This window comes from Phyllobacterium sp. RCAM01083, from assembly GCF_055685835.1.
In genome coordinates this window covers 315,064-337,256 of sequence record NZ_JBVFZN010000002.1, presented here as the reverse complement: position 1 = coordinate 337,256, position 22,193 = coordinate 315,064, and the positions used below count along the sequence as shown (strand labels likewise).

The window sequence follows — 22,193 nt, the reverse complement described above, 5'->3', positions numbered from 1 at the left end:
CTCAGTCGCCCCTGAACACGGGGGTCTGATGCGCAACGAAGGCATCATAGGCACGCTGGAAATCCTGCGTCTGCATGCACAGCGCCTGCGCCTGCGCTTCCGCCTCGATGGCCTGATCGATCGACATGGACCATTCCTGGTTCAGCATCGTCTTGGTCATCATATGGCCGAATGTCGGCCCGTCGGCGAGCCGCCTTGCCAGTTTCAACGCCTCATCTTCCAATACATCCGGCGCGACAATGCGGTTGTAAAAGCCCCAGCGCTCGCCCTCTTCGGCCGACATGCTGCGTCCGGTATAAAGCAGCTCTGCCGCGCGGCCCTGGCCGATGATCCGTGGCAGGATGGCGCAGGCGCCCATATCGCAGCCGGCAAGCCCAACGCGCGTGAACAGGAAGGCGGTTTTGGCGGCCGGTGTCGCCAGACGCAGATCGGACGCCATGGCGATGATGGCGCCTGCACCCACGCACACGCCATCCACGGCGGCGATAACCGGCTTGCCACAATGCATGATGGCCTTGACCAGATCGCCCGTCATGCGGGTGAATTCCAGCAGGCTCTTCATGTCCATCTTCAGAAGCGGTCCGATGATGTCGTGCACATCGCCGCCCGAGCAGAAATTGCCGCCATTGGAACCGAAAAACACGGCCTTGATGTCATCGGCATAGACGAGCGCGCGAAAACAGTCGCGCAGTTCGGCATAGCTGTCGAATGTCAGCGGGTTCTTGCGCTCCGGCCGGTCAAGCGAGATGACCGCGATGCCGTCGGTGACATGCCATTTGAAATGGGTCGCCGTGTAATTTGCCATCTCACGCATCGTGTTCCCCCTCGCTGTGCAGTCCCTGCGCATGTTCAATCGTATCCAGCGTGGCGAGCAGCCCGGCTGTCACATCCACCGGCAGGCTGCCGAAAATCTCGTTGATCCAGAGCTCATGCGCGGCGGCCATCCGCGCGAATTCATCCCGGCCCCGCTGGGTCAGCCGGACCAGCATGGCGCGTTTGTCGCCCGCAACCGGCACCCGCAGCACCGCGCCATCCGACACGAGCCGCTCGATGATGCCGGTGACATTGCCGTTGGAAACCCGCAGCGCCGAGGAGAGCTCGCTCATTTTCAGCCCTTCCTCGAACCGGTAGAGCGCCGCCATGACGTCGAAACGCGGCAGGGTCGTATCGAACTCGACCCGCAGGTTTTCGCGCACCACCGCCTCGACATGCTTGGTCGCCTTGAGCATTTTCAGCCAGACGCGCAGGCTCTGCTTCACCTGCTCGGGCCCGGCTTTGCGGGCGGCGGACGGGCTGGTCTTGCTGCTCATACTTCGCCTCCTGAAATGGATATGGCCTGCCCGGTGACGGAGCCGGAATGCGGCCCGCACAGCCAGAGCACCGTCTGCGCGATCTCCGCAGGCTGGATCAGACGTTTCTGCGGATTGGATGCAACGAGGGCTGCAACGGCATCCGCATGGCTCTTGCCGGTTTTCTGCATGATCGTTTCGATGGCGCGTTCAAGCATCGGCGTTTCGGTGAAGCCGGGACAGACGGCATTGACTGTCACCCCGGACTTCGCCAGTTCCAGCGCCAGCGATTGCACCAGCCCGATCACGCCGTGCTTGGCCGCGGCATAGGCTGAGACATAGGGATAGCCTTTCAGGCCCGCCGTCGAGGCAATGGCAATCAGCCGCCCGTCATTTTTCGCCAGCATATCCGCCAATCCCTGCTGGAAGGTCAGGAACACGCCGGTCAGGTTGAGATCGATCTGGCTTTGCCATGTCGCAAGGTCAAGTTTCTGGAATGGTGTGCTGGCAGCCGACCCGGCATTGGCAATGGCGATGTCGAGCGGTCCGACGTCGCTGCGGATGCGCTCGAACAGATGGCGGGACGAGCCCTCATCCGTGACATCGGCAGCGATGGGAATAATGCGTTCCGACTGTGCCGCGATCTCATTCAAGGCATCCATCCGGCGTCCCGCGATCACCACCTTTACACCCTCGCCCGCCAGGGCAAGCGCGATGGCGGCGCCGACGCCGGAACCACCGCCGGTGACCAATGCGACCTTGCCTTGCAGCGACCGTGTCATCTACGCGCCCTCGATGGGAGCAATGACTTCGGCACGCTCCGCCAGCCGGTACATCTGGTCCCGGCCGGGATAATAGGGTTTCGGCCAGTCCACGCCCTTGTCACCCAGCGCCACGGCCGCATGCAGGGTCCAGTAGGGATCGGCGAGATGCGGGCGTGCAAGGCACACCAGATCGGCACGGCCCGCAAGCAGGATGGAATTGGCATGATCCGGCTCGTAGATATTGCCGACGGCCATGGTTGCCATGCCCGTCTCGTTGCGGATGCGGTCGGAGAACGGCGTCTGGAACATGCGGCCATACACCGGCTTGGCGTCTATCGAGGTCTGCCCGGCCGACACGTCGCAGATATCGACCTCCGCCTCCTGCAGCATCCGCGCGATCTCGACAGCATCCTGCGGGGTTATGCCTTTCTCGCCCACCCAGTCATTGGCGGAAATGCGCATGGAAATCGGTTTTCCCGACGGCCAGACAAGACGCACCGCACGGAAAATCTCCAGGGGATAGCGCATGCGGTTTTCCAGGGAGCCGCCATAGGCGTCGGTGCGGTTGTTCATGACAGGCGTTATGAACGACGACAGCAGATAGCCATGCGCCGCGTGGATTTCCAGCATGTCGAACCCGGCCCGGTCAGCCATTTCGGCCGAGGCAACGAACTGGTCCCGCACCCGGTCCATATCGGCGCGGGTCATGGCGATGGGGGTCTGGTTGTCCGCTGACCACGGCAGGTCGGAGGCGGACAGAACCGGCCAGTTGCCGTCAGGCAGCGGCACATCCGTTCCCTCCCAGCCAAGGCGCGTCGAGCCCTTCGCACCGGAATGGCCAAGCTGGCAGCTGATCTTCGCACCGGTCTCCGCATGGATGAAACCGACAATCCGCTTCCACGCCGCTTCATGCTCCGGCGCATACATGCCAGTGCAGCCAGGCGTGATCCGCCCTTCCGGACTGACGCAGGTCATCTCGATGGTCACCAGACCCGCCCCGCCCTTGGCGCGCTCGCCATAGTGGACGAGATGCCAGTCGGTGGGTGTGCCGTCGACGGCCTTGTACTGCGCCATCGGCGAGACCACGATGCGGTTCTTCAGGGTCAGATCACGCAGTTTGAACGGCGCAAACATCGGTGCGCGCTGCGTCCCCCTCTTCGCCCCGGCCTTTTCCTGAAACCAGGCTTCGGCGCTCCCCAGCCACGCCCTGTCACGCAGCCGCAGGTTTTCATGGCTGATGCGCTGCGAGCGGGTCAGAAGCGAATAGTTGAACTGGACCGGATCGAGATCGAAATAGCGCTCGACCTCCTCGAACCATTCGAGCGAATTGCGCGCCGCCGATTGCAGGCGCAATACCTGCAGCCGCCGTTCGTCCTCGTATTTGGCAAAGGCGTCCGCAACAGACTTTTCCGAATGCAGATAACCAGCCAACGCAATCGCGCTTTCCAGCGCCAGCTTGGTGCCGGAACCGATGGAGAAATGCGCGGTCGCCGCCGCATCCCCCAGCAGGACCACATTGTCGTGGGACCACTTTTCGCACAGCACGCGCGGGAAACTGATCCAGGCGGAACCGCGGATATGGTTGGCATTGGTCATCAGCGCATGGCCGCCAAGATAGTTGGCGAAGATCCGCTCGCAGACCGCAATCGACTCCTGCTGGCTCATTGCGCCAAAGCCGAACTTGTCCCAGGTCTGCTGACTGCATTCGACGATGAATGTCGCGGTATCCGCATCGAACTGGTAGGCATGCGCCCAGACCCAGCCGTGCTCCGTCTCCTCGAAAATGAAGGTGAAGGCGTTGTCGAATTTCTGGTGTGTGCCAAGCCAAACGAACTTGCATTTGCGCGTGTCGATTTCCGGCTTGAAATGCGCGGCAAAGGTCGAGCGGGCGCGGGAATTCAACCCGTCGGCGGCAACGACCAGATCGTAATTCTTGGCGAGAGCGGCGATGTCTTCAACAGGTGTTTCAAACTGCAGTTCTACGCCGAGCGCGCGCGCCCGCTCCTGCAGCAGCATCAGCAGCGTCTTGCGCCCGATGCCGCAAAAGCCGTGGCCGGTCGACACCGTCTCGGTCTGCTTAAAATGAACGGCAATATCGTCCCAATAGGCGAAATGGTCGCGGATCGCATCGGCACTGACGGGATCGTTGGCGGCGAGATTGGACAGGGTCTCGCTTGACAGCACCACGCCCCAGCCGAACGTGTCATCGGCCCTGTTGCGCTCGATCACCGTGATGTCGTGGCCGGGATCGCGCAGCTTCATGCTGATCGCGAAATAGAGACCGGCGGGCCCTCCTCCAAGACAGGCGATCTTCATCAGGCATACTCCCGTTTGACCTTGCTTATCGTGTCACCGCATCAAAATAATTTCAAGCATGAAATTTCAAGCTTGAATAATTTCCGATTTATAGGGATAGTCAGGTCAAGCAGAGCAAACTGCAGGGGGATGCGATATGGAAAACTATATCCAAACCGACGTGAAGGATGGTTACGCCATCCTGACATTGGCACGCCCCGAGGCGCGTAACGCGCTGAATACCAGCATGCTCAAGCAGCTGGCCGACAGCCTCGCGCGCTTTGACCGCGACCCCGAAATCCGCACCATCATCCTCACCGGCGCCGAGGGCAATTTTGCTTCTGGCGCTGACATCGGCGAAATCGCCGACAAGACATCCGTGGATGGCGTGCACGATCTGCGCCTGCATGCATGGGACGCCATCGCCAGGGTGCGCAAGCCGCTGATCGCGGCGGTCGAGGGCTATTGTCTCGGCGGCGGATTTGAACTGGCGCAGCGCTGCGACCTGATCGTTGCGGCCGGCAACGCCACCTTCGGACAGCCGGAAATCCGGCTCGGCCTTATTCCCGGTGCCGGCGGCATCCAGCGGCTGACAGCGCTTCTGGGAAAATCCCGGGCGATGCGCCTGCTGCTCACCGGTGAAACCATCAGCGGCGCCGATGCGTTCGACTGGGGTATCGCGTCGCACGGCACCCCTGCCGGGGAAAGCCTTGTGGCGGCTGAAAATATTGCCGCCAAACTCGCCAAGGGCGCGCCGCTGGCCCAGCAGTTCGTCAAGCAGGCGGTGCTGACAGCACTGGACGATCAGAATGCCCTGGCGCTGGAACGCCGGTCCTTCGAATTGCTCTTGTCCACCGACGACAAGGCCGAGGGCATTGCCGCCTTCCGCGCCAAGCGCCAACCCGAATTCCGGGGGCGCTAGCGTGGGCAAGCCGGTCAACATTGTTGGCGTTGCCGGTGCAGGCACCATGGGCCGGGGCATCGCGCATCTGCTGGCACGATCCGGAATACAGACAATCCTCTATGACACGCAGGACGGCATGGCCGCCAAGGCGAAGGCTGCGATCCTTGCCGATATCGGCCAGCGCATCGCCCGCGGCAAATCGACGGAAGGCGAGCGCGACGCCTGCGCCGGAAATATCGTCATCGCCGACACCTTGCAGGACATGGCGCCGGCGCATCTCGTCATCGAAGCCATCATCGAGACGCTGGACGCCAAGGCAGATCTGTTTCAGGCACTGGAGAAGGTCTGCGCCACGGATTGCCTCTTTGCCACCAACACCTCTTCCCTCTCCGTCGAAGCGATTGCCCGCACGATCCGGCATCCCCAGCGCTTTGCCGGGCTGCATTTCTTCAACCCCGCCCCGCTGATGAAGCTGGTCGAGGTCGTCGCCGGTCCGCAAACGGAAGCGGGTATCGCCGAACGGCTGTCCGGTCTTGTCAAGACCTTGGGCAAGCAGCCCGTCGAGGTGCGCGACAGCCCCGGCTTTCTCGTCAATCGCTGTGCCCGGCCTTTTTACGGCGAAGCGCTGCAACTTCTGGAAGATCGCGTTACCGATGCAGCAACCATCGACATGTGCCTCACATCGTCAGGCGGCTTTCCGCTCGGGCCGTTCGAACTGATCGATCTTGTTGGCGTGGATATCAACCTCGCCGCAACAGCCTCCGTGTGGCAGGGATTCGACCGGTCGCCACGCTTCAAACCGTCACGCCTTCTCGAAGACCTGAAGACCGAGGGCAGGCTCGGCCGCAAAACCGGAAGCGGATTTTTCACCTATCCGCGTCAGGACAATGTGCTGCCCGGTGACAGTTCCATATCCACTGTCGACGAGTTGAAGCGGCAGCTGGAAACACGCACCGGTGTTGCCGTGCATCTGAGCGACGGGCGGACGGCCCGCGAACTGTCCACGGACAGCCGCCAGCCGGTCATCGTGCTTGACCGGCAGATCGGCCAGTGGCGCGGTCCCGTTTCCCTCGCCTTCGCCCAGTATGATCTGCGCGATGCCGATATCCGGTCCATGGCGCTGCAGGCCAAATCGCTGGGTGTTGAACTGCACGAGGTGACGGACACGCCAGGGCTCATATTCCTGCGCGTGGCGGCCATGCTGGTCAACGAGGCGGCTTTCGCCTTCGAACAGGGACTGGCCACGACGGCGGGAATCGATACCGCGCTGAAACACGGCCTGAACTTCCGCCACGGCCCGCACGAGATGCTGGAGGCGCTCGGGATCGCGGCGATCACGAACACGCTGGAGCGCTGCGGCCGGATGCACCCGTCCGGGCGGTATGATGCCTGTCCCGCTCTGGCGGACTTTGCGGAGGACACAACAACCACGCGTTAGTCAGCACGGGCACTTGCATCGCGAATCAATTTAGAATTGAGATGAACCATAAAATAAGGGGAACGACGCAATGAAACGAATAGCAGCAGCGGCATTGATGGCGGGTTTGACTTTTGCCGGTCAGGCCATGGCCGAACCCGTGAAGATCGGCATGATCACGACATTGTCCGGCGGCGGCGCAGGCCTTGGCATCGATATACGCGACGGCTTCCTTCTCGCCATCAAGGAGTCCGGCAACAAGGACATCAAGGTCATCGTCGAGGACGATGCGCAGAAGCCGGAACTTGCCGTGCAGATCGCCGACAAGATGGTCCAGAGCGAAAAAGTCGACATCCTGACCGGTATCGTCTGGTCCAACCTCGCCATGGCCGTCGTGCCGGGCGTTGTCGGCCAGGGCACCTTCTACCTCTCGACCAATGCCGGCCCGTCGGCGCTGGCCGGTGCCAACTGCAACCCCAACTATTTCAACGTCGCCTACCAGAACGACAACCTGCACGAAGCCATGGGCAATTATGCCAATACGGCCAATTACAAGAAGACCTTCATTCTTGCGCCGAACTATCCCGCCGGCACCGATGCTCTCACCGGCTTCAAGCGCTTCTACAAGGGTGCGCTGGCAGGCGAGCTCTACACCAAGGTCGGCCAGACCGATTATGCCACTGAGATCGCGCAGATCCGCGCCTCCGGCGCCGATTCCGTCTACTTCTTTCTGCCCGGCGGCATGGGCATCGCCTTCATGAAGCAGTATTCGCAGTCCGGCATTTCCACGCCGGTCATGGGCCCCGGCTTCTCCTTCGATCAGGACGTGCTCGGCGCCATCGGCGATGCGGCCATCGGCGTGAAGAACTCGTCGCATTGGTCGAAAGACCTCGATAATGCGGCCAACAAGAAGTATGTCGCGGCCTTCAAGGCCGAGTACAAGCGCCTGCCGTCACTCTATGCGACACAGGGCTACGACACGGCGAACCTGATCCTTTCGGCCGTCGCCAAGGCCAGCGTCAAGGACAAGGATGCGTTCCGGGCCGCGCTGAAGGAAGCCAAGTTCGATTCCGTGCGCGGCAAATTCAAGTTCGGCAACAACAACCACCCGATCCAGGACATCTATGTGCGTGAAGTGATCAAGGAGGACGGCGTTCTCACCAACAAGATCGTCGCCACCAGCTTCACCGATCATCAGGATGCCTATGCGGCCAGCTGCAAGATGTGAACGATGGACGGGCGCGCGGACGAAAAAAACGCGCGCCCTTTCTGCCAGTGATCGTCTCATCGGATTGGATTGAACCTTGTCTTCGGCTCTCCTCATCGAACAAGCCCTGAACGGCCTGCAGTTCGGCGTCATGCTGTTTCTGATGGCCGCCGGATTGACGCTGATCTTCGGCGTCATGGGCGTGATCAACCTTGCCCATGGCTCGCTCTACATGGTCGGGGCCTTCGCCTGCGCGGCGGTTGCCGCCTATACCGGCTCGTTCTGGCTCGGTCTGGTGGCAAGCCTCATTGCCGCTGCCGCCGCAGGCGCCATTGTCGAAGTCACGGTGATCCGCCGTCTCTACAACCGCGATCATCTCGATCAGGTTCTTGCCACTTTCGCGCTCATCCTGATCTTTTCCGAGGGCACGCGCTGGGTGTTCGGCTCTTTTCCGCTTTACCTCGACATCCCGAAGGTGCTGCAGGGCGCGATCAGCCTGCCGGGCGGCGGGCAGTACCAGCTTTACCGGCTTGCCATCATCGGCGCCGGTCTCATCGTCGCCATCGGGCTTTATCTGCTGATCGCAAAGACAAGGCTCGGCATGCGCATCCGTGCCGGTGAATCCGACCGGGAAATGATTGGCGCGCTCGGCGTCGACATTGCTTCGCTCAACACCATCGTCTTTGCCCTCGGCGCGGCGCTGGCCGGCCTCGCCGGCGCGCTTGTCGGAGCGCTGCAATCGGTGCAGGTCGGCATGGGCGAACCGGTGCTCATCCTCGCCTTCGTCGTCATCGTCATCGGCGGCATCGGTTCCATCAAGGGCGCGCTGGCCGGCGCCATTCTTGTCGGCGTGGTCGATACCATGGGCCGGTTTCTGCTGCCGCAGCTTTTCGCCCTGTTCATGCAGCCGTCACAGGCGGCCACGGCAGGCGCAGCCATCGCCTCGATGCTCATCTACATCGTCATGGCCTTCATTCTGGCAGTGAGGCCGAAGGGCCTCTTTGCGGTCAATGCGTGAGGGACGGAATGGCTGATCGCGAACGCCTTGTGAATATCGCCCTTGCCCTGATCGTGCCGGCCTGCGCCCTTGCGGCCCATGGCATGGGCGAGCCGTTCTACGTGACCCTTGCCACCCGCATTGCCATTCTTGCGCTTGCCGCGGTGGGGCTGAACCTCGCGCTCGGCCTTGGCGGCCTTGTCTCCTTCGGCCATGCAGCCTTTTTCGGCATCGGCGGCTATGCCGCCGGCATCTTTGCCACCCATGCCTTCAACCAGACCCCGCTGCTCACCGCCCCCGTCGTGATCATGGCGACAAACCAGATGCCGGTGATCTGGCTGGTGAGCGCTGCCGTCGCCGGTCTCGCCGCCCAGCTGATCGGCCTGATCAGCCTGCGCACCTCCGGCGTGTATTTCATCATGATCACCCTCGCCTTTGCCCAGATGATCTACTATTTCGCCATCTCGTGGCCCGCCTATGGCGGCGAGGATGGCCTGTCGATCACCATGCGCAACGGATTTCCCGGGGTGAACACGATCAATCCCCTCAGCTTCTTCCTGATCGCCTATGGCCTGCTCCTGCTGGCGCTGTTCGCCTTCTCCCGGCTCAGGGACTCACGCTTCGGTGCGGCGCTGCAGGCCACGCGGCAGAACGAGGTGCGGGTGGCGTCCATCGGCATCAGGCCGCTGCGCATCCGCCTCGTCGCCTTCATCCTGTCGGGCATGATCACCGCCATTGCCGGTGCGCTGTTTGCCGATCTCAACCGCTTTGTCGGCCCCTCCATGCTGTCGTGGAGCATGTCCGGCGAACTCATCGTGCTGATCATACTGGGCGGTACCGGCCGTCTCTTCGGGCCCGTCGCCGGCGCCATCCTGTTCGTGCTGTTCGAATTTGCCCTCGGCGGGCTGACGGAGCATTGGCAGCTGTTCCTCGGCCTCATTCTGCTTGCCGTCGTCCTGTTCGGGCGCGGCGGTCTCGTCGGGCTTCTGGCCGGGAAGGTGCGTCATGGCTGAACCCGTCCTCAGCATCCGGAACCTGTGCAAATCCTTCGGCGCCCTGAAGGCCACCGACGATGTCAGCCTTGATCTTCATCCTGGCGAAATCCATGCGCTGATCGGCCCGAACGGTGCGGGAAAATCGACACTGATCCACCAGATCGCCGGAACGCTGAAGCACAATAGCGGCTCCATCCATTTCATGGGCCGGGATGTCTCGGCGCTTGGCGTCTCGCACCGCGCGCAACTGGGGCTCGGCCGCACCTTCCAGATCTCGTCGCTGACGCCCGAGTTTTCGGCACTGCGCAATGTCATGCTGGCCGTGCAGGCCAATCAGGGTTCGAGTTTCCGTTTCTGGAAGCCTGTCATGACCGACGCATCGCTCAAGGACACCGCGCGCGACATGCTCGGCCGGGTGGGACTGCTTGAGCGGGCCGATATACCCAGCGCCGAACTTTCCCATGGCGAGCGGCGGCAGCTGGAAATTGCCATTGCACTGGCGCTCGGTCCGAAAGCCTTCCTGCTCGATGAGCCGATGGCGGGCATGGGGCCGGAAGGCTCGAAACGCCTCACCGCCTTTCTCGACACGCTGCGGCACGAGGCGCCGATCCTTTTGATCGAACACGATATGGATGCGGTCTTTGCCCTCGCCGACCGCATTTCGGTGCTGGTCTATGGCCGCATCATCGCCACCGGCACGGTCGACGACATCCGCCGCAATCCGCTGGTGCGCGAAGCCTATCTCGGGGAGAGCGTCTGATGCTGCTGGAACTTGACGGGGTCGAGACTTTCTACGGCGCGTCGCAGGCGCTTTTCGGCGTCGATCTCGCGATGGCGGAAGGCGAAGCCGTTGCGCTGATGGGACGCAACGGCATGGGCAAGACCACCACCATCCGCTCGATCTTCGGGCTCTCGCCGCTGCGCCACGGCACGGTCCGTTTCGCCGGCGCCGATATTTCGGCGGCAAAACCCTATCGCATTGCCCGGCTTGGGCTGGGTCTGGTGCCGGAAGGACGGCGCTGCTTTCCCAATCTGACGGTGGCGGAAAATCTGCTGGCTTCGGCGCGAAAGGGATTCTGGACCATCAAGGAGGTCAATGCCCTCTTCCCGCGCCTGGCGGAGCGGTCCGGGCAATATGCCAACTCGCTGTCGGGCGGCGAGCAACAGATGCTTGCCGTGGCGCGCGCCCTGATGACCAACCCGAAGCTGATCGTCCTCGATGAGGCAACAGAGGGCCTTGCGCCGGTTATCCGGCAGGAAATCTGGAAGGCCATCGCCGCCTTGAAGCGGCAGGGACAGTCCATTCTGGTCGTCGACAAGACCCTGTCCGAACTTCTGCCGGTGGCCGACCGCTGCTTTGTGCTTGAGCGGGGCCGCACCGTCTGGAGCGGTGTGCCGGCCGAATTGACCGGCGCGATTCAGGATCGTTATCTCGGCGTCTGACGGCCTCCTCGACGGGAGGCCGCACATATCATATCTTACGCGCGGCCCTTCCAGCCGAGAAGCCGCATGGCATTGGCCGTCACCAGCACCGTCGCGCCGGTATCGGCAAGGATCGCCGGCCACAGACCGGTCAGACCGATGATCGTCGTCACCAGGAAGACCGCCTTCAGGCCGAGCGCAACGCCGATATTCTGGCGGATATTGCTCATCACCGTTTTCGACAGGTCGATCATGTTGGCGACATCGATCACCCGGCCATGCAGGATGGCCGCATCGGCGGTTTCAAGCGCCACATCCGTGCCGCCGCCCATGGCAATGCCGATGTCGGCCGCGGCAAGCGCCGGAGCGTCGTTGATGCCGTCGCCGACCTTGGCAACGGTCAGGCCCGAGCGCTGCATCTCGCCGACGATCCGCTGCTTGTCCTGTGGCAGCAGTTCCGCCCTCGGCTCGATCCCCAGCTTGGAGGCAATGGCTTTCGCGGTGCGGCTGTTGTCGCCGGTCAGCATGACAGCCTTGATGCCCTGCTCTTTCAGCACGTCAAGACCGCGCTCCGCATCGGCCCTCGGCTCGTCGCGCATGGCCAGCAGGCCCGCAAGCTTGCCATTGACAACCACGAGGGAAACCGTTTTGCCCTGGTCATTCAGCGCGGCGATGGACGCCGTCTGTTCCGCGCTGAGCGGCGCGGTTGCGGCGACGGCCTGCGGCGAACCGAGGAACACGTCCTTGCCACCAACGGTTCCCTCGACCCCCTTGCCCGAAACGGCCTTTGCCGCGGTGGAAGGAAGAATGGCCACGGCATCCGCCTTGGCCCGGTCGAGAATGGCCACCGCCAGAGGGTGGCTGGAACCGGTTTCGAGCGCGGCGGCCAGCGACAGCACTTCCCGCTCCGGCAGGCCGAATGAAACGATATCCGTGACCACAGGCTTGCCTTCGGTCAGGGTACCGGTCTTGTCGAAGGCGACGGCCGTCACCTTGCGGAAAGTTTCAAGCACGGCACCGCCCTTCATCAGCAGGCCGCGCCGCGCACCGGCGGAGAGGCCGGCGGCAATGGCGGCCGGTGTCGAGATGACCAGCGCGCAGGGGCAGCCGATCAGGAGAATGGCAAGGCCCTTATAGACCCATTCGCTCCAGATGCCGCCCATGAACAAGGGCGGGACGACGGCGACAAGCGCCGCGACAACCATGATGCCCGGTGTGTAGTAGCGGGAGAAGCCGTCGATGAACCGTTCCGTCGGCGCCTTGCTTTCCTGTGCTTCCTCGACGAGACGGATCACCCGGGCGATGGTGTTGTCGCTTGCCGTCGCGGTGACCGCGATGCGCAGGACACCGTCGGTGTTGATGGTCCCGGCAAAGACCGCGTCACCGGCATTCTTGCGCTTGGGCGTGCTTTCGCCCGTGACCGGCGCTTCGTCGATCTCGCTTGTTCCCTCGGTGATGTCGCCATCGGCGGGAATACGGTCACCCGGCCGCACCAGAATGATGTCGCCAATGGCAAGCGCATCGGCAGGAACCGAGACCGTGTTGCCGCCACGCTCCACCAGCGCGGTTTTGGGGACAAGATCGGCGAGACCCTGAATGCTGGCGCGGGCACGGCCGGCGGCAACGCCTTCAAGCATTTCCCCGATCAGGAACAGGAAGACCACGGCGGCGGCTTCTTCACCCGCGCCAATGATCACCGCGCCGATAGCTGCGACCGTCATCAGCATTTCGATGGAGAAGGGCGTGCCGGAACGCGCCGCCATCAGCGCGCGGCGGGCAATGGGCACCAGCCCGACCAGCATCGCCACGACAAAGGCTCCGTTGGCGATATCCGGATAAAGCTTGCCGACGGCATAGGCCGCGACAAGGGCGAGGCCGCTGACGATGGTCAGAAAGCCCTTGCGGCTCTGCCACCAGCGGGCCGGCCCGGCGCTTTGCACCGGAGCAGCGGCGACAGCCGCGCTTGCGTCCGCATGGTCATGCCCGGAATGATCGTGGCCCGCATGGTCATGGTCGTGGTGATCATGCTCCGCGTGGTTGTGGTTGGCATGGTCATGCCCGCTGCATGACGGTGCCGCCACGGGCGCCGGGCTCTTGGCTGTCAGCGGCGAAACCTTGTAGCCAAGGCCGTTGACCTTTTTCTCCAGAACACCGAGATCGGCGGTGTCGTCGTGTTTGACCGTCATCGTGCCCGCCGTCACCGACACGGAAATGTCGGCCACGCCAGGCAACCGGCGCACCGCCGTATCGATCTTGGCCGCACAGCTTGCACAGTCCATGCCCTCGACCCGGAAGCGGGTTTGCGTTGGCGCTGCTGTCATGTTTCAACCTCTCTTGACTCTGTTGCCGGCAAGGCTACATGCTCTAGCGACTAGAGGAGCAAGCGAAATGTTGAAAGAAATTTCGATCGGCGAAGCAGCAAGGCGCAGCGGCGTCAAAGTGCCGACCATCCGCTATTACGAACAGATCGGGCTGCTGGCGGCGCCGGCGCGCACCGACGGCAACCGGCGGCACTATGAAGACACGGATATCCGCCGGTTGGCATTCATCCGCCACGCGCGCGAGCTCGGCTTCGAGATCGACTCCATCCGCACCCTGCTGCACCTGCAGGATGATCCCAACCAGTCCTGCGAAACCGCTGACGGCATTGCCAATGCACGGCTCATCGAGGTTGAGCAGCGCATCCGCAGCCTGAATGCGCTGAAGGCCGAGCTGGAACTGATGGTGGAGGGATGCCGGCACGGCCGCGTTGCCGAATGCCGCGTCATCGAAATTCTGGCCGATCACGGCAAATGCGCGCATGCGCAACACTAGGCCGCAGTCGCAACCGGCTGCGGCCTTGATAGCTCAGCCGGTCAAATGACCAGCAATGGGGCCTTGCCGGGGACGCGCTCATAGAGATCCATCACGTCCTGATTGAACATGCGCACGCAGCCCGACGAGGCGGATTTGCCGATGGAGTTCCAGTCTGGCGAACCGTGAATGCGGTACAGCGTGTCGACACCACCCTGAAAGATATAGAGGGCTCGCGAACCCAGAGGATTGTGGACACCCGGCGGCATGCCCTGGCGCCATTTTTCCAGCTTCGGATCGCGTGAAATCATGGTCGATGGCGGTGTCCAGGTCGGCCACTTGCGCTTCCACTGGACAATGGCGCGGCCCTTCCAGGAATAACCCTGCCGGCCGAGCCCGACACCATAGCGCATGGCCTTGCCGTTCTTCAGAACCAGATAGAGAAACTTGTCGACGGTGTTGACGACGATGGTGCCGGGCTTCTCCCCTGTCGGATCGTCGACGACCTGCCGCAGGAATTTTTCATTGACCTTGGCAAAGGGTATCGCCGGCAGCCTGTAGCCCTCCTCTTCGACCGCCTGATACATGCTGATGTAGTCGGGCTTTACCGGTGCCGGTGCGGCTACCTCGACGGGCACCGGCTTGTCCGCCGGCACGGCATCCTGCGAACCGGCAAGATCGAGCGACTGTTTGGGCAACTGGGCACAGGCAGCGACGGCTGAAACGCCAAGGAGCGACAGGCCGGTCAGGAATGACCGGCGCGAAACGAGGGATGACATTCTGTATGCTTTCAAACGATGGAACAGGCGGGGCGGACAGGCGGTCGTGGTCACCGCTTGCCCCTATCCTTTTAAAACGGATCGCGGCAACCGTGTGTCAAAAACAAGGCAGAACGCAATGTCTGTGGCACTGTTGCATTATGATCACAGTATATATCAGGCTGTAAACTTGCGTGATAATGCAACATTACCCTAGTCCTTTGTGCTGCCCTCCCACGTTCCGTGGGAAATGCCGTGCTGCTTTTCCATATGGGCAATCACCGCGTCGATCTCATCGGGATCGATCGCCGTACTGACCAGCGTGGCCACGATTTCCACGGTCTCGTCATCGCCTTGATCGGTGATTTCGACGTCGCTGACGGGATAATCCGCCTCTTCAAGCCGTTCGACCAGGAGGTCGCGCATGGTCGGCATGGCAGAACGGGTCGATATCAGCTTGACCTCATAGGTGGCCTCCGCCGCCTGTTCGCTGATGGGGATGCGGTTGATGACATTGACCAGCGGGCGCAGCAGCGTATTGCCGGCAAGCACAAACACGGTCAGCAGCGCCGCTTCGGCGAGCATGTCCGTGCCGGCACAGGCACCCACCGCCGCCGAACACCAGAGCGTTGCCGCAGTGTTCAGCCCCCGCACGTTCATCCCTTCCTTCATGATCACGCCCGCGCCGAGAAAGCCGATGCCGGAAACCACATAGGAAATCACCCGGACGGCTTCCGTCGTCCCGGCAATCCGCTGCGCCAGATCAACGAAGGCCGCCGAACCAATAGCGACAAGCACATTGGTGCGCAGCCCGGCCGTCCGCTGCCGGTACTGGCGCTCCGCGCCAATCAGCGTGCCGAAGATGAAGGCGGCGACGAAGCTGATGGTCGTATCGAGAAAGGGGTAGAGATCGAATGTCTGTATGAACTTCATGGGGTCACCGCAGCTGGCTCGTCATGCGAGGCTAGCATTTCTCCGGTTAACAATGATGACAGTCCCTGTCATCGCCAGACAGGCGGTTTGGCACGGCATGTCACCCTCCGGACTGTCGGCGCAATGATCCGCCTGCGCCCCGGCCTCGCCGTCGGAAGACCGCTCCAGGCTTCGGGCCGTGATCACCGGAATATGCCTGGCACGGGCCTGCTGCACCAGTTCCTGCAGATGCCTGCCGCCGGGAAACGCCAGCAGCGCATCGGGACGGCTGTCTTCCAGCATGAAGCGGTTGCGCTTCGTGTCGGCCTGCTTGCCCAGCAGCGACCAGTTGGCGGGATAGCGGACGATATGGACATCGTTCTGCCGGGCCCAGTCCTCGGCCACCGATCCCAAGGCGGGAAGACCGCCATGGATGAGCACCGTCACCGGGCAGGCCGCATGGATGCGGTTCAGTTCGTCGAGAATGGCTTCGGCGACATCGAAATGCCGGCCGCCGGAAATCAAAAGGCGCATGATGTGCTCCTTGCAGTCTGTGTTGAAATGGGAGGCGCGCTACCAGCGTGCCCGCCGCATGATGCGGATGGCGCTCTGGTTCAGGGAGGACGACCACTGGATGAGGCGCCAGCTGCGCCTGCGATTGAGAAAGCCCCGGCGGTGCAGCCGCGTGGCAAGCCAGAACAATCCCTGCCCCGTCACGGCCAGAAGCCAGCAGAGCCATCGCAGGAACTGATCCCTTATCCGGGAACGGCGCGGTTCCGGGCGTTTCGAAAGCGAGCCGCGTTTGGGCACACCACCCCATGAATCATGGGGTGGTGTGCCTGCCTGAAAGTGCAGGATGGAATTGGTCATGACCATATCAGATCTCCTCTGGCGGTCTTGCGGAACGGGAGGATGACGGGCGGCCAATGCCGCCCGTTGTTTGACGGTTCAGAACCACTGGCCGAAGCGGCGGATGTAGATCGCCTTCATCGTCTGGGCGACGACGCAGTAGCTGAACAGGGTAGCCACCAGCCAGGGGAAGTAGCTCCAGGGCAGAGGCTGCAACCCGACCAGCGTGCCGAGCGGCGAGAACGGCACATAGATTCCGAGGCCCATCACCAGGATCGACATCAGCATGACCGGCAGGGCCGCCGTGCTCTGGATGAAGGGAATCTTCTGCGTGCGCAGCATGTGCACGACCAGCGTCTGCGACAGAAGCCCCTCGATGAACCAGCCGGACTGGAACAGCGACTGATGCTCGGGCGCATTGGCGGCGAAGACGAACCACATCAGGGCGAAGGTGGTCATGTCGAAAATCGACGAGGTCGGTCCGATCCACAGCATGAAGCGGCCGATGTTCCTCGCATCCCACTTGCGCGGCTTGCTGAGGAATTCCTTGTCCATCCGGTCCCACGGCAATGCCAGCTGCGAGATATCGTACATCAGGTTCTGGATGAGCAGATGGATCGCCAGCATCGGCAGGAACGGGATGAAGGCGCTGGCCACGAGCACCGAGAACACGTTGCCGAAGTTGGAACTCGCCGTCATGTTCAGGTACTTCATGATATTGCCGAAGGTCTCGCGACCTTTGATCACGCCCTCTTCGAGCACCATCAGGCTCTTTTCCAGGAGGATGATATCGGCCGATTCCTTGGCGATATCCGCACCGCTGTCGACGGAAATGCCCACATCCGCATCGCGCAGCGCCGGAGCATCGTTGATCCCGTCGCCGAGGAAGCCGACCGTGTGGCCATTGGCCTGCAGGGCCTTGAGCACCCGCGACTTCTGCAGCGGCGTCAGCTTGGCGAAGACGACGCGCTCTTCCACGAGCAGGCGCAGCGCGCTGTCGTCCAGCTTCTCGATGTCGCGGCCAAGCAGCGGTACCCCGGCTTCAAGCCCGACCTCACGGCAGATCTTGAGGCTGACCACCTCATTGTCGCCGGTCAGCAGCTTGACCGCGACGCCATGTTCGGCAAGTGCAGCAATTGCCGGTCCGGCGGTTTCCTTGGGCGGGTCAAGGAAGGTCAGGAAACCTTCGACGATCAGCTCGCTTTCATCCGCAATGCCGTATTGCGCCTTGGTGTCCCCCGCCGGGATTTCCCGGGTGGCGACCACCAGAACACGGAATCCGTCCTCATTGTAGGCGCGGGCAATGGCAACCAGTGCCTTGCGGCTGGTGTCGTCGAGCGCGCGGACATCGTTCCCGTCGCGCATGCGGGTGGCAATACCCAGCATTTCCTCTACGGCGCCCTTGCAGACCAGCAGGTGCTCGCCGGCCACGCCTTCGACCACCACCGACAGCCGCCGGCGGATGAAATCGAACGGCATCTCGTCGACCTTGCGATAGAAGGCGGCAGTCCGCATGTTGTCGGCCGATGCATCGGTAAAGCGCAGCACGGCCTGATCCATCAGGTTCTTCATGCCGCTCTGGTGATGGCTGTTGAGCCAAGCAAGGCGCAGCACATTCTCGTCGCGCTTGCCATAGACATCGACGTGGTGCTCGAGGATGATCTTGTCCTGGGTCAGCGTGCCTGTTTTATCCGTGCACAGGATGTCCATGGCACCAAAATTCTGGATGGCGTTGAGGCGCTTGACCACGACCTTGCGCCGGGCCATGGCAACGGCGCCCTTGGCCAGGTTGGACGAGACGATCATCGGCAGCATTTCCGGCGTCAGGCCGACGGCAACCGCAAGCGCGAACAGCAGAGCTTCCAGCCAGTCGCCTTTGACGAAACCGTTGATCAGGAAGACGACAGGCACCATGACCAGCATGAAGCGGATGAGCAGCCAGCTGACGCTGTTGATGCCGCGGTCGAAGGCGGTTTGCGCCCGCGAACCGACGATGGATTTGGCAAGCGAACCGAAATAGGTGCGCGATCCCGTCGCCACGACGACAGCCGTCGCGGTGCCGCTGACCACATTGGTGCCCATGAAGCAGATATTGGGAACATCCAGCATGTCGGTCTGATCCGAGGCAATGCCCAGCGCCGACTTCTCGGCAACCGCGCCGAGCGTGTCGTATTTTTCGACGGGAATGGCTTCGCCGGTCAGGACCGCCTGGCTGACATAGAGATCGCGCGATTCGATCAGGCGCACGTCGGCCGGGATCATGTCACCGGCGGACAGGCGCACCACGTCGCCCGCCACGAGTTCCCGCATCGGAATTTCGAGCATTTCTGGCGGGGTCGTCGCACGGTTCCGGCGCAGCACCGTGGCCGTCGTGCGCACCATCGCCTTCAAGGCTTCGGCCGCCTTGCCGGAGCGGTATTCCTGCACGAAGCGCATGATGCCGCTGGCCAGGATCATAACGGTAAGGATGATCACCTTGGTCGGGTCCGGCGCGTCACCGTTCTGCATGGGCAGCCAGCAGTCCGTGAAAGCGCTGATCAGGCCGAGGACGATCAGCACCATGATGAAGGGGTTCTTGAAAGCCGACATGAACTGGAGCAGCGCATGCGGGCGCCGGTCATGGGCGACCTCGTTTGCCCCGTCCTTGGCCAGGCGTTCCGATGCATCGCGGATCGTCAGGCCGTTGCGGTGGCTTTTGACCTTGGCAAGGGTGATGTCGATATCGTTCTGGGCTTCGCGTACAGCCCGCATGGACAGCTTGCGGCTGTCCTTCTTCTCCGCATTCAATGCGGAATTCTTGAGAATGACGTTCATTTTCTGGTCTCCTGCCGCTTTGCGCGACAGCGACACCAGCTCCGGATCACCTGAAATTCAGGCGCAACAAGCCGTGCCGAGCCGTCACGTCCACGGTCGGTTTTGGGGAATTTGCTCTTTGGGGTCGCCCGCCATGCTTGCCGGTCACCGGCAGCACGGCGGGCCTACTAGGATAGTCGTCCATGGGATACTCCTTCATGCCGCACCCGATGGCCCGAAGGCGCCTGCGCGGCGTTTGGCAAAACAGCGGTCAGATCATGCGGCCCGACTGATAGACCGCCAGCACCATCCCGAGTTTTTCAACCGGGTCCAAAGCGGGTGCGGGCGGCTCATTGTCGGCATGCCAGCGCATTTCAAGCCGGCCATTGACCGGATTGACGCGCCAATCCGCCTGCAGATTGGAAAAAAGATGCTGTTTCTGGGGTGCTGCGGAAACGCTGTTCCGTTGCACGGCAAGCCGCCCGCGGGCGCGGTTGGCGAAGGCGCGAACGCCTGGAAGAGTTGCGAACGTGATGTTCATGGCTCACCTCATTGACCGGAAGCGATCCGGCCGGGGGTGAGCGACGGTGGAGCCCTAGGCCCTAACGTTGCTCATCCGGTGTACCGGATCGAGTCCTGCTCGTTAGTTGTTTCAAGCGCCCGGCCTCCCGCATCAACGGCAGTCAGGGCGCAGCTAGATTTGCTGTCCATCGTCTTCTTTGTGATTTGAAAAATGACCTGGGTAACCCAGGCAAAACCGCGATACGCCTGCTTGATGCGGGTTGTCAACCAGAAAGCTTGGCCATTGCGATTTTTGTCGCGTGAAATTGATCGTACCGGCTGCAACGGCTTGAATTCCGGCCCCAAATCGGCCTGCCCGGCATCCAGCGCCCGCAAAACATGTTCGCTTATGGGGGAGCGGCGTGCTAACGCTTCCCCCAACAGTTCCATTCAAGCCAGAGAGCTTCCGGTTCTCGCCATACGTGCCCATGATCAAACGTTTTTTCGCCTATTACGCGCCCTACAAAGGGCTGTTCGCGCTGGACTTCTCCTGCGCTGTCCTCTCCGGCCTGCTGGAACTCGGCTTTCCCATGGCCGTGCGCGCCTTCATCGATGTGCTGTTGCCCGGCGAAAACTGGAGCTACATTCTTCTGGCGGCGGCCGGACTGCTTGCTGTCTATCTCCTCAATTCCGGCCTCACGGCGGTCGTGGTCTATTGGGGGCACAAGCTCGGCATCAACATTGAAACCGAGATGCGCCGCAAGAGCTTCGATCACCTGCAAAAGCTCTCCTTCCGCTTCTACGACAACCACAAGACCGGCCATCTCGTCGCCCGCGTGACCAAGGACCTCGAGGAGATCGGCGAAGTGGCCCATCACGGCCCGGAAGATCTGTTCATCGCCATCATGACCTTCATCGGCGCATTCCTGCTGATGTTCCTCATCAATCCGCATCTTGCCCTGCTGACACTGGCCATCGTTCCCTTCGTTGCATGGGTCGCCAGCCGTTATGGCGGGCGCATGACCCGCAACTGGCAGAGCCTCTACCGGCGTGTCGGCGACTTCAATGTCCGCATCGAGGAGAATGTCGGCGGCATGCGCGTCGTGCAGGCCTTTGCCAACGAGGATCATGAGCGCGATCTCTTTGCCCATGACAATGCCCGCTACCGGGAAACCAAGCTGAGCGCCTACCGCATCATGGCGGCAAGCACCTCGCTGAACTATATGAGCATGCGGCTGATCCAGCTGATCGTGATGATCGCGGGCAGCTACTTCGTCATCACCGGCAGCCTTTCCAACGGCGGCTTCGTCAGCTTCCTGCTTCTGGTGACGGTGTTCGTGCGGCCGATCGAAAAGATCAACTCGGTGATCGAGACCTATCCGAAGGGCATTGCCGGGTTCAAGCGCTACACCGAGCTTCTCGACACCGAGCCCGATATCGCCGACCGGCCCGGTGCCGCCGATGTCAACGGGCTCAAGGGCAATATCCGCTACGACAAGGTGAATTTCGGCTACACCGCCGGCAGGGCAGCGCTGCACGCTATCGATCTGGAGATCAGGGCAGGTGAGACCGTTGCCTTTGTCGGTTCCTCCGGTGCGGGGAAAACCACCCTCTGTTCGCTGCTTCCGCGCTTCTACGAGGTCGACTCCGGCGCGATCACCGTTGACGGCATCGACATCCGCGACATGACGCTCGCCTCGCTGCGCAGCCAGATCGGCGTCGTGCAGCAGGATGTCTTCCTGTTCGGCGGCTCCATCCGCGAGAACATCGCCTATGGCCGCCTCGATGCGTCGGATGAAGACATTGCGCTTGCGGCCCGGCGCGCCCGCCTCGACGAAATGATAGCCGGTCTGCCTGCCGGGCTTGCGACCATTGTCGGCGAGCGCGGCGTCAAGCTGTCGGGCGGCCAGAAGCAGCGGCTTGCCATCGCCCGCATGTTCCTGAAAAACCCGCCCATCCTCATTCTCGATGAAGCGACATCGGCGCTCGACACGCAGACGGAGCGCGAAATCCAGGCATCCCTCGCCGAACTGGCGCAGGGCCGCACGACCCTGGTCATCGCGCACCGGCTGGCGACGATCCGCAACGCCGACCGTATCGTCGTGGTCGATGATGCCCGGATTCTGGAACAGGGCAGCCACAGCGAACTGCTTGCCGCAGGCGGCGCCTACAAGCGGCTCTATCAGGTGCAGTTCGGCGATGCGGGCGCGGAAATCTTGCTCGACCGGGTGAACGGGAAAGCCTGAACTTTACAGCGCCGGTCAGAAACGTATGCTCCATCTGCTGAACGCTTTGGG

Annotated in this window: 21 protein-coding genes; 9 read left to right on the top strand and 12 right to left on the bottom strand. The window is 62.2% G+C overall.

Annotated elements, in window-relative coordinates; all coding sequences use genetic code 11:
• Position 1: 1 nt before the first annotated feature.
• Genes ACZ25R_RS01525 through ACZ25R_RS01510 form a run of 4 tightly spaced genes read right to left on the bottom strand, consistent with a single transcriptional unit; the run spans position 2 to position 4,369 of the window.
• Positions 2 to 814 (bottom strand): enoyl-CoA hydratase family protein, encoded by an 813-nt coding sequence (locus ACZ25R_RS01525; RefSeq protein ID WP_472459781.1) that lies wholly within the window; start codon positions 812 to 814, stop codon positions 2 to 4.
• Positions 807 to 1,310 (bottom strand): MarR family winged helix-turn-helix transcriptional regulator, encoded by a 504-nt coding sequence (locus ACZ25R_RS01520; RefSeq protein ID WP_463013472.1) that lies wholly within the window; start codon positions 1,308 to 1,310, stop codon positions 807 to 809. The genes ACZ25R_RS01525 and ACZ25R_RS01520 overlap by 8 nt, the downstream gene beginning before the upstream one ends.
• Entirely contained in the window at positions 1,307 to 2,071 is a 765-nt protein-coding gene (locus ACZ25R_RS01515; protein WP_472459780.1) for an SDR family NAD(P)-dependent oxidoreductase, read from the bottom strand. The genes ACZ25R_RS01520 and ACZ25R_RS01515 overlap by 4 nt, the downstream gene beginning before the upstream one ends.
• Positions 2,072 to 4,369 (bottom strand): bifunctional salicylyl-CoA 5-hydroxylase/oxidoreductase, encoded by a 2,298-nt coding sequence (locus tag ACZ25R_RS01510; protein WP_472459779.1) that lies wholly within the window; start codon positions 4,367 to 4,369, stop codon positions 2,072 to 2,074.
• Positions 4,370 to 4,505: 136 nt separating this feature from the next.
• On the opposite strand from ACZ25R_RS01510, the gene ACZ25R_RS01505 reads away from it, so the two are divergent.
• From ACZ25R_RS01505 to ACZ25R_RS01475, 7 genes are all read left to right on the top strand, one after another.
• A complete protein-coding gene (locus tag ACZ25R_RS01505) occupies positions 4,506 to 5,270 on the top strand; it encodes an enoyl-CoA hydratase-related protein (RefSeq protein WP_472459778.1) in 765 nt (254 codons plus the stop codon).
• Position 5,271: 1 nt separating this feature from the next.
• A complete protein-coding gene (locus ACZ25R_RS01500; RefSeq protein WP_472459777.1) occupies positions 5,272 to 6,690 on the top strand; it encodes a 3-hydroxyacyl-CoA dehydrogenase NAD-binding domain-containing protein in 1,419 nt (472 codons plus the stop codon).
• A 70-nt stretch (positions 6,691 to 6,760) separates the two neighbouring features.
• On the top strand, positions 6,761 to 7,897 hold the full coding sequence (locus ACZ25R_RS01495; RefSeq protein ID WP_130272211.1) for an ABC transporter substrate-binding protein: 1,137 nt from the start codon (positions 6,761 to 6,763) through the stop codon (positions 7,895 to 7,897).
• A gap of 76 nt (positions 7,898 to 7,973) precedes the next feature.
• Positions 7,974 to 8,894, top strand: coding sequence for a branched-chain amino acid ABC transporter permease (locus tag ACZ25R_RS01490; protein WP_346305739.1), 921 nt, complete (start codon positions 7,974 to 7,976; stop codon positions 8,892 to 8,894).
• A gap of 8 nt (positions 8,895 to 8,902) precedes the next feature.
• On the top strand, positions 8,903 to 9,886 hold the full coding sequence (locus ACZ25R_RS01485) for a branched-chain amino acid ABC transporter permease (protein ID WP_472459776.1): 984 nt from the start codon (positions 8,903 to 8,905) through the stop codon (positions 9,884 to 9,886).
• A complete protein-coding gene (locus tag ACZ25R_RS01480) occupies positions 9,879 to 10,628 on the top strand; it encodes an ABC transporter ATP-binding protein (protein WP_472459775.1) in 750 nt (249 codons plus the stop codon). The genes ACZ25R_RS01485 and ACZ25R_RS01480 overlap by 8 nt, the downstream gene beginning before the upstream one ends.
• On the top strand, positions 10,628 to 11,311 hold the full coding sequence (locus tag ACZ25R_RS01475) for an ABC transporter ATP-binding protein (RefSeq protein WP_472459774.1): 684 nt from the start codon (positions 10,628 to 10,630) through the stop codon (positions 11,309 to 11,311). Before ACZ25R_RS01480 ends, ACZ25R_RS01475 begins: the two co-directional genes overlap by 1 nt.
• A gap of 35 nt (positions 11,312 to 11,346) precedes the next feature.
• Here the strand turns inward: ACZ25R_RS01475 and ACZ25R_RS01470 are convergent, their stop codons facing one another.
• Positions 11,347 to 13,611 (bottom strand): heavy metal translocating P-type ATPase, encoded by a 2,265-nt coding sequence (locus tag ACZ25R_RS01470; RefSeq protein WP_472459773.1) that lies wholly within the window; start codon positions 13,609 to 13,611, stop codon positions 11,347 to 11,349.
• Between the two features lie 70 nt (positions 13,612 to 13,681).
• Between ACZ25R_RS01470 and ACZ25R_RS01465 the strand changes: the two genes are divergently transcribed.
• Positions 13,682 to 14,104 carry a MerR family transcriptional regulator gene (locus ACZ25R_RS01465; protein WP_472459801.1) on the top strand — a complete coding sequence of 141 codons (423 nt, stop codon included), beginning with the start codon at positions 13,682 to 13,684 and terminating at the stop codon, positions 14,102 to 14,104.
• A 41-nt stretch (positions 14,105 to 14,145) separates the two neighbouring features.
• Here the strand turns inward: ACZ25R_RS01465 and ACZ25R_RS01460 are convergent, their stop codons facing one another.
• The 7 genes from ACZ25R_RS01460 to ACZ25R_RS01430 all read right to left on the bottom strand — a co-directional run bounded on the left by ACZ25R_RS01460 (position 14,146) and on the right by ACZ25R_RS01430 (position 20,346).
• On the bottom strand, positions 14,146 to 14,862 hold the full coding sequence (locus tag ACZ25R_RS01460; RefSeq protein ID WP_472459772.1) for a L,D-transpeptidase: 717 nt from the start codon (positions 14,860 to 14,862) through the stop codon (positions 14,146 to 14,148).
• A 192-nt stretch (positions 14,863 to 15,054) separates the two neighbouring features.
• Complete coding sequence (locus ACZ25R_RS01455; protein WP_464664382.1) at positions 15,055 to 15,774, bottom strand: MgtC/SapB family protein; 720 nt, start codon at positions 15,772 to 15,774, stop codon at positions 15,055 to 15,057.
• Between the two features lie 21 nt (positions 15,775 to 15,795).
• Positions 15,796 to 16,287: a DUF2493 domain-containing protein gene (locus tag ACZ25R_RS01450; RefSeq protein WP_464664383.1), complete on the bottom strand. Its 492-nt coding sequence runs from the start codon at positions 16,285 to 16,287 to the stop codon at positions 15,796 to 15,798.
• A gap of 39 nt (positions 16,288 to 16,326) precedes the next feature.
• Positions 16,327 to 16,629, bottom strand: coding sequence for a hypothetical protein (locus ACZ25R_RS01445; protein WP_472459771.1), 303 nt, complete (start codon positions 16,627 to 16,629; stop codon positions 16,327 to 16,329).
• Positions 16,630 to 16,701: 72 nt separating this feature from the next.
• Positions 16,702 to 19,416 (bottom strand): magnesium-translocating P-type ATPase, encoded by a 2,715-nt coding sequence (mgtA, locus tag ACZ25R_RS01440; RefSeq protein WP_472459770.1) that lies wholly within the window; start codon positions 19,414 to 19,416, stop codon positions 16,702 to 16,704.
• Between the two features lie 250 nt (positions 19,417 to 19,666).
• Positions 19,667 to 19,936 carry a hypothetical protein gene (locus ACZ25R_RS01435; protein WP_464664386.1) on the bottom strand — a complete coding sequence of 90 codons (270 nt, stop codon included), beginning with the start codon at positions 19,934 to 19,936 and terminating at the stop codon, positions 19,667 to 19,669.
• A 71-nt stretch (positions 19,937 to 20,007) separates the two neighbouring features.
• The gene (locus ACZ25R_RS01430; protein ID WP_472459769.1) at positions 20,008 to 20,346 is read right to left on the bottom strand and encodes a hypothetical protein; all 339 of its coding nucleotides are present in this window, start codon (positions 20,344 to 20,346) and stop codon (positions 20,008 to 20,010) included.
• A gap of 38 nt (positions 20,347 to 20,384) precedes the next feature.
• Here ACZ25R_RS01430 and ACZ25R_RS01425 point away from each other — a divergent pair, with 38 nt between their 5' ends.
• Positions 20,385 to 22,142, top strand: coding sequence for an ABC transporter ATP-binding protein (locus tag ACZ25R_RS01425; RefSeq protein ID WP_472459768.1), 1,758 nt, complete (start codon positions 20,385 to 20,387; stop codon positions 22,140 to 22,142).
• The last annotated feature ends 51 nt before the right edge of the window (positions 22,143 to 22,193 follow it).

Bases quoted from the DNA above. Each gene is read 5' to 3' on its own strand.
- ACZ25R_RS01460 (WP_472459772.1), bottom strand. From the start codon at position 14,862: ATGTCATCCCTCGTTTCGCGCCGGTCATTCCTGACCGGCCTGTCGCTC.
- ACZ25R_RS01505 (WP_472459778.1), top strand. From the start codon at position 4,506: ATGGAAAACTATATCCAAACCGACGTGAAGGATGGTTACGCCATCCTG.
- mgtA (WP_472459770.1), bottom strand. From the start codon at position 19,416: ATGAACGTCATTCTCAAGAATTCCGCATTGAATGCGGAGAAGAAGGAC.
- ACZ25R_RS01475 (WP_472459774.1), top strand. From the start codon at position 10,628: ATGCTGCTGGAACTTGACGGGGTCGAGACTTTCTACGGCGCGTCGCAG.
- ACZ25R_RS01525 (WP_472459781.1), bottom strand. From the start codon at position 814: ATGCGTGAGATGGCAAATTACACGGCGACCCATTTCAAATGGCATGTC.
- ACZ25R_RS01515 (WP_472459780.1), bottom strand. From the start codon at position 2,071: ATGACACGGTCGCTGCAAGGCAAGGTCGCATTGGTCACCGGCGGTGGT.
- ACZ25R_RS01470 (WP_472459773.1), bottom strand. From the start codon at position 13,611: ATGACAGCAGCGCCAACGCAAACCCGCTTCCGGGTCGAGGGCATGGAC.
- ACZ25R_RS01445 (WP_472459771.1), bottom strand. From the start codon at position 16,629: ATGGTCATGACCAATTCCATCCTGCACTTTCAGGCAGGCACACCACCC.
- ACZ25R_RS01435 (WP_464664386.1), bottom strand. From the start codon at position 19,936: ATGAACATCACGTTCGCAACTCTTCCAGGCGTTCGCGCCTTCGCCAAC.
- ACZ25R_RS01520 (WP_463013472.1), bottom strand. From the start codon at position 1,310: ATGAGCAGCAAGACCAGCCCGTCCGCCGCCCGCAAAGCCGGGCCCGAG.
- ACZ25R_RS01430 (WP_472459769.1), bottom strand. From the start codon at position 20,346: ATGGAACTGTTGGGGGAAGCGTTAGCACGCCGCTCCCCCATAAGCGAA.
- ACZ25R_RS01480 (WP_472459775.1), top strand. From the start codon at position 9,879: ATGGCTGAACCCGTCCTCAGCATCCGGAACCTGTGCAAATCCTTCGGC.
- ACZ25R_RS01455 (WP_464664382.1), bottom strand. From the start codon at position 15,774: ATGAAGTTCATACAGACATTCGATCTCTACCCCTTTCTCGATACGACC.
- ACZ25R_RS01510 (WP_472459779.1), bottom strand. From the start codon at position 4,369: ATGAAGATCGCCTGTCTTGGAGGAGGGCCCGCCGGTCTCTATTTCGCG.
- ACZ25R_RS01450 (WP_464664383.1), bottom strand. From the start codon at position 16,287: ATGCGCCTTTTGATTTCCGGCGGCCGGCATTTCGATGTCGCCGAAGCC.
- ACZ25R_RS01485 (WP_472459776.1), top strand. From the start codon at position 8,903: ATGGCTGATCGCGAACGCCTTGTGAATATCGCCCTTGCCCTGATCGTG.
- ACZ25R_RS01425 (WP_472459768.1), top strand. From the start codon at position 20,385: ATGATCAAACGTTTTTTCGCCTATTACGCGCCCTACAAAGGGCTGTTC.
- ACZ25R_RS01495 (WP_130272211.1), top strand. From the start codon at position 6,761: ATGAAACGAATAGCAGCAGCGGCATTGATGGCGGGTTTGACTTTTGCC.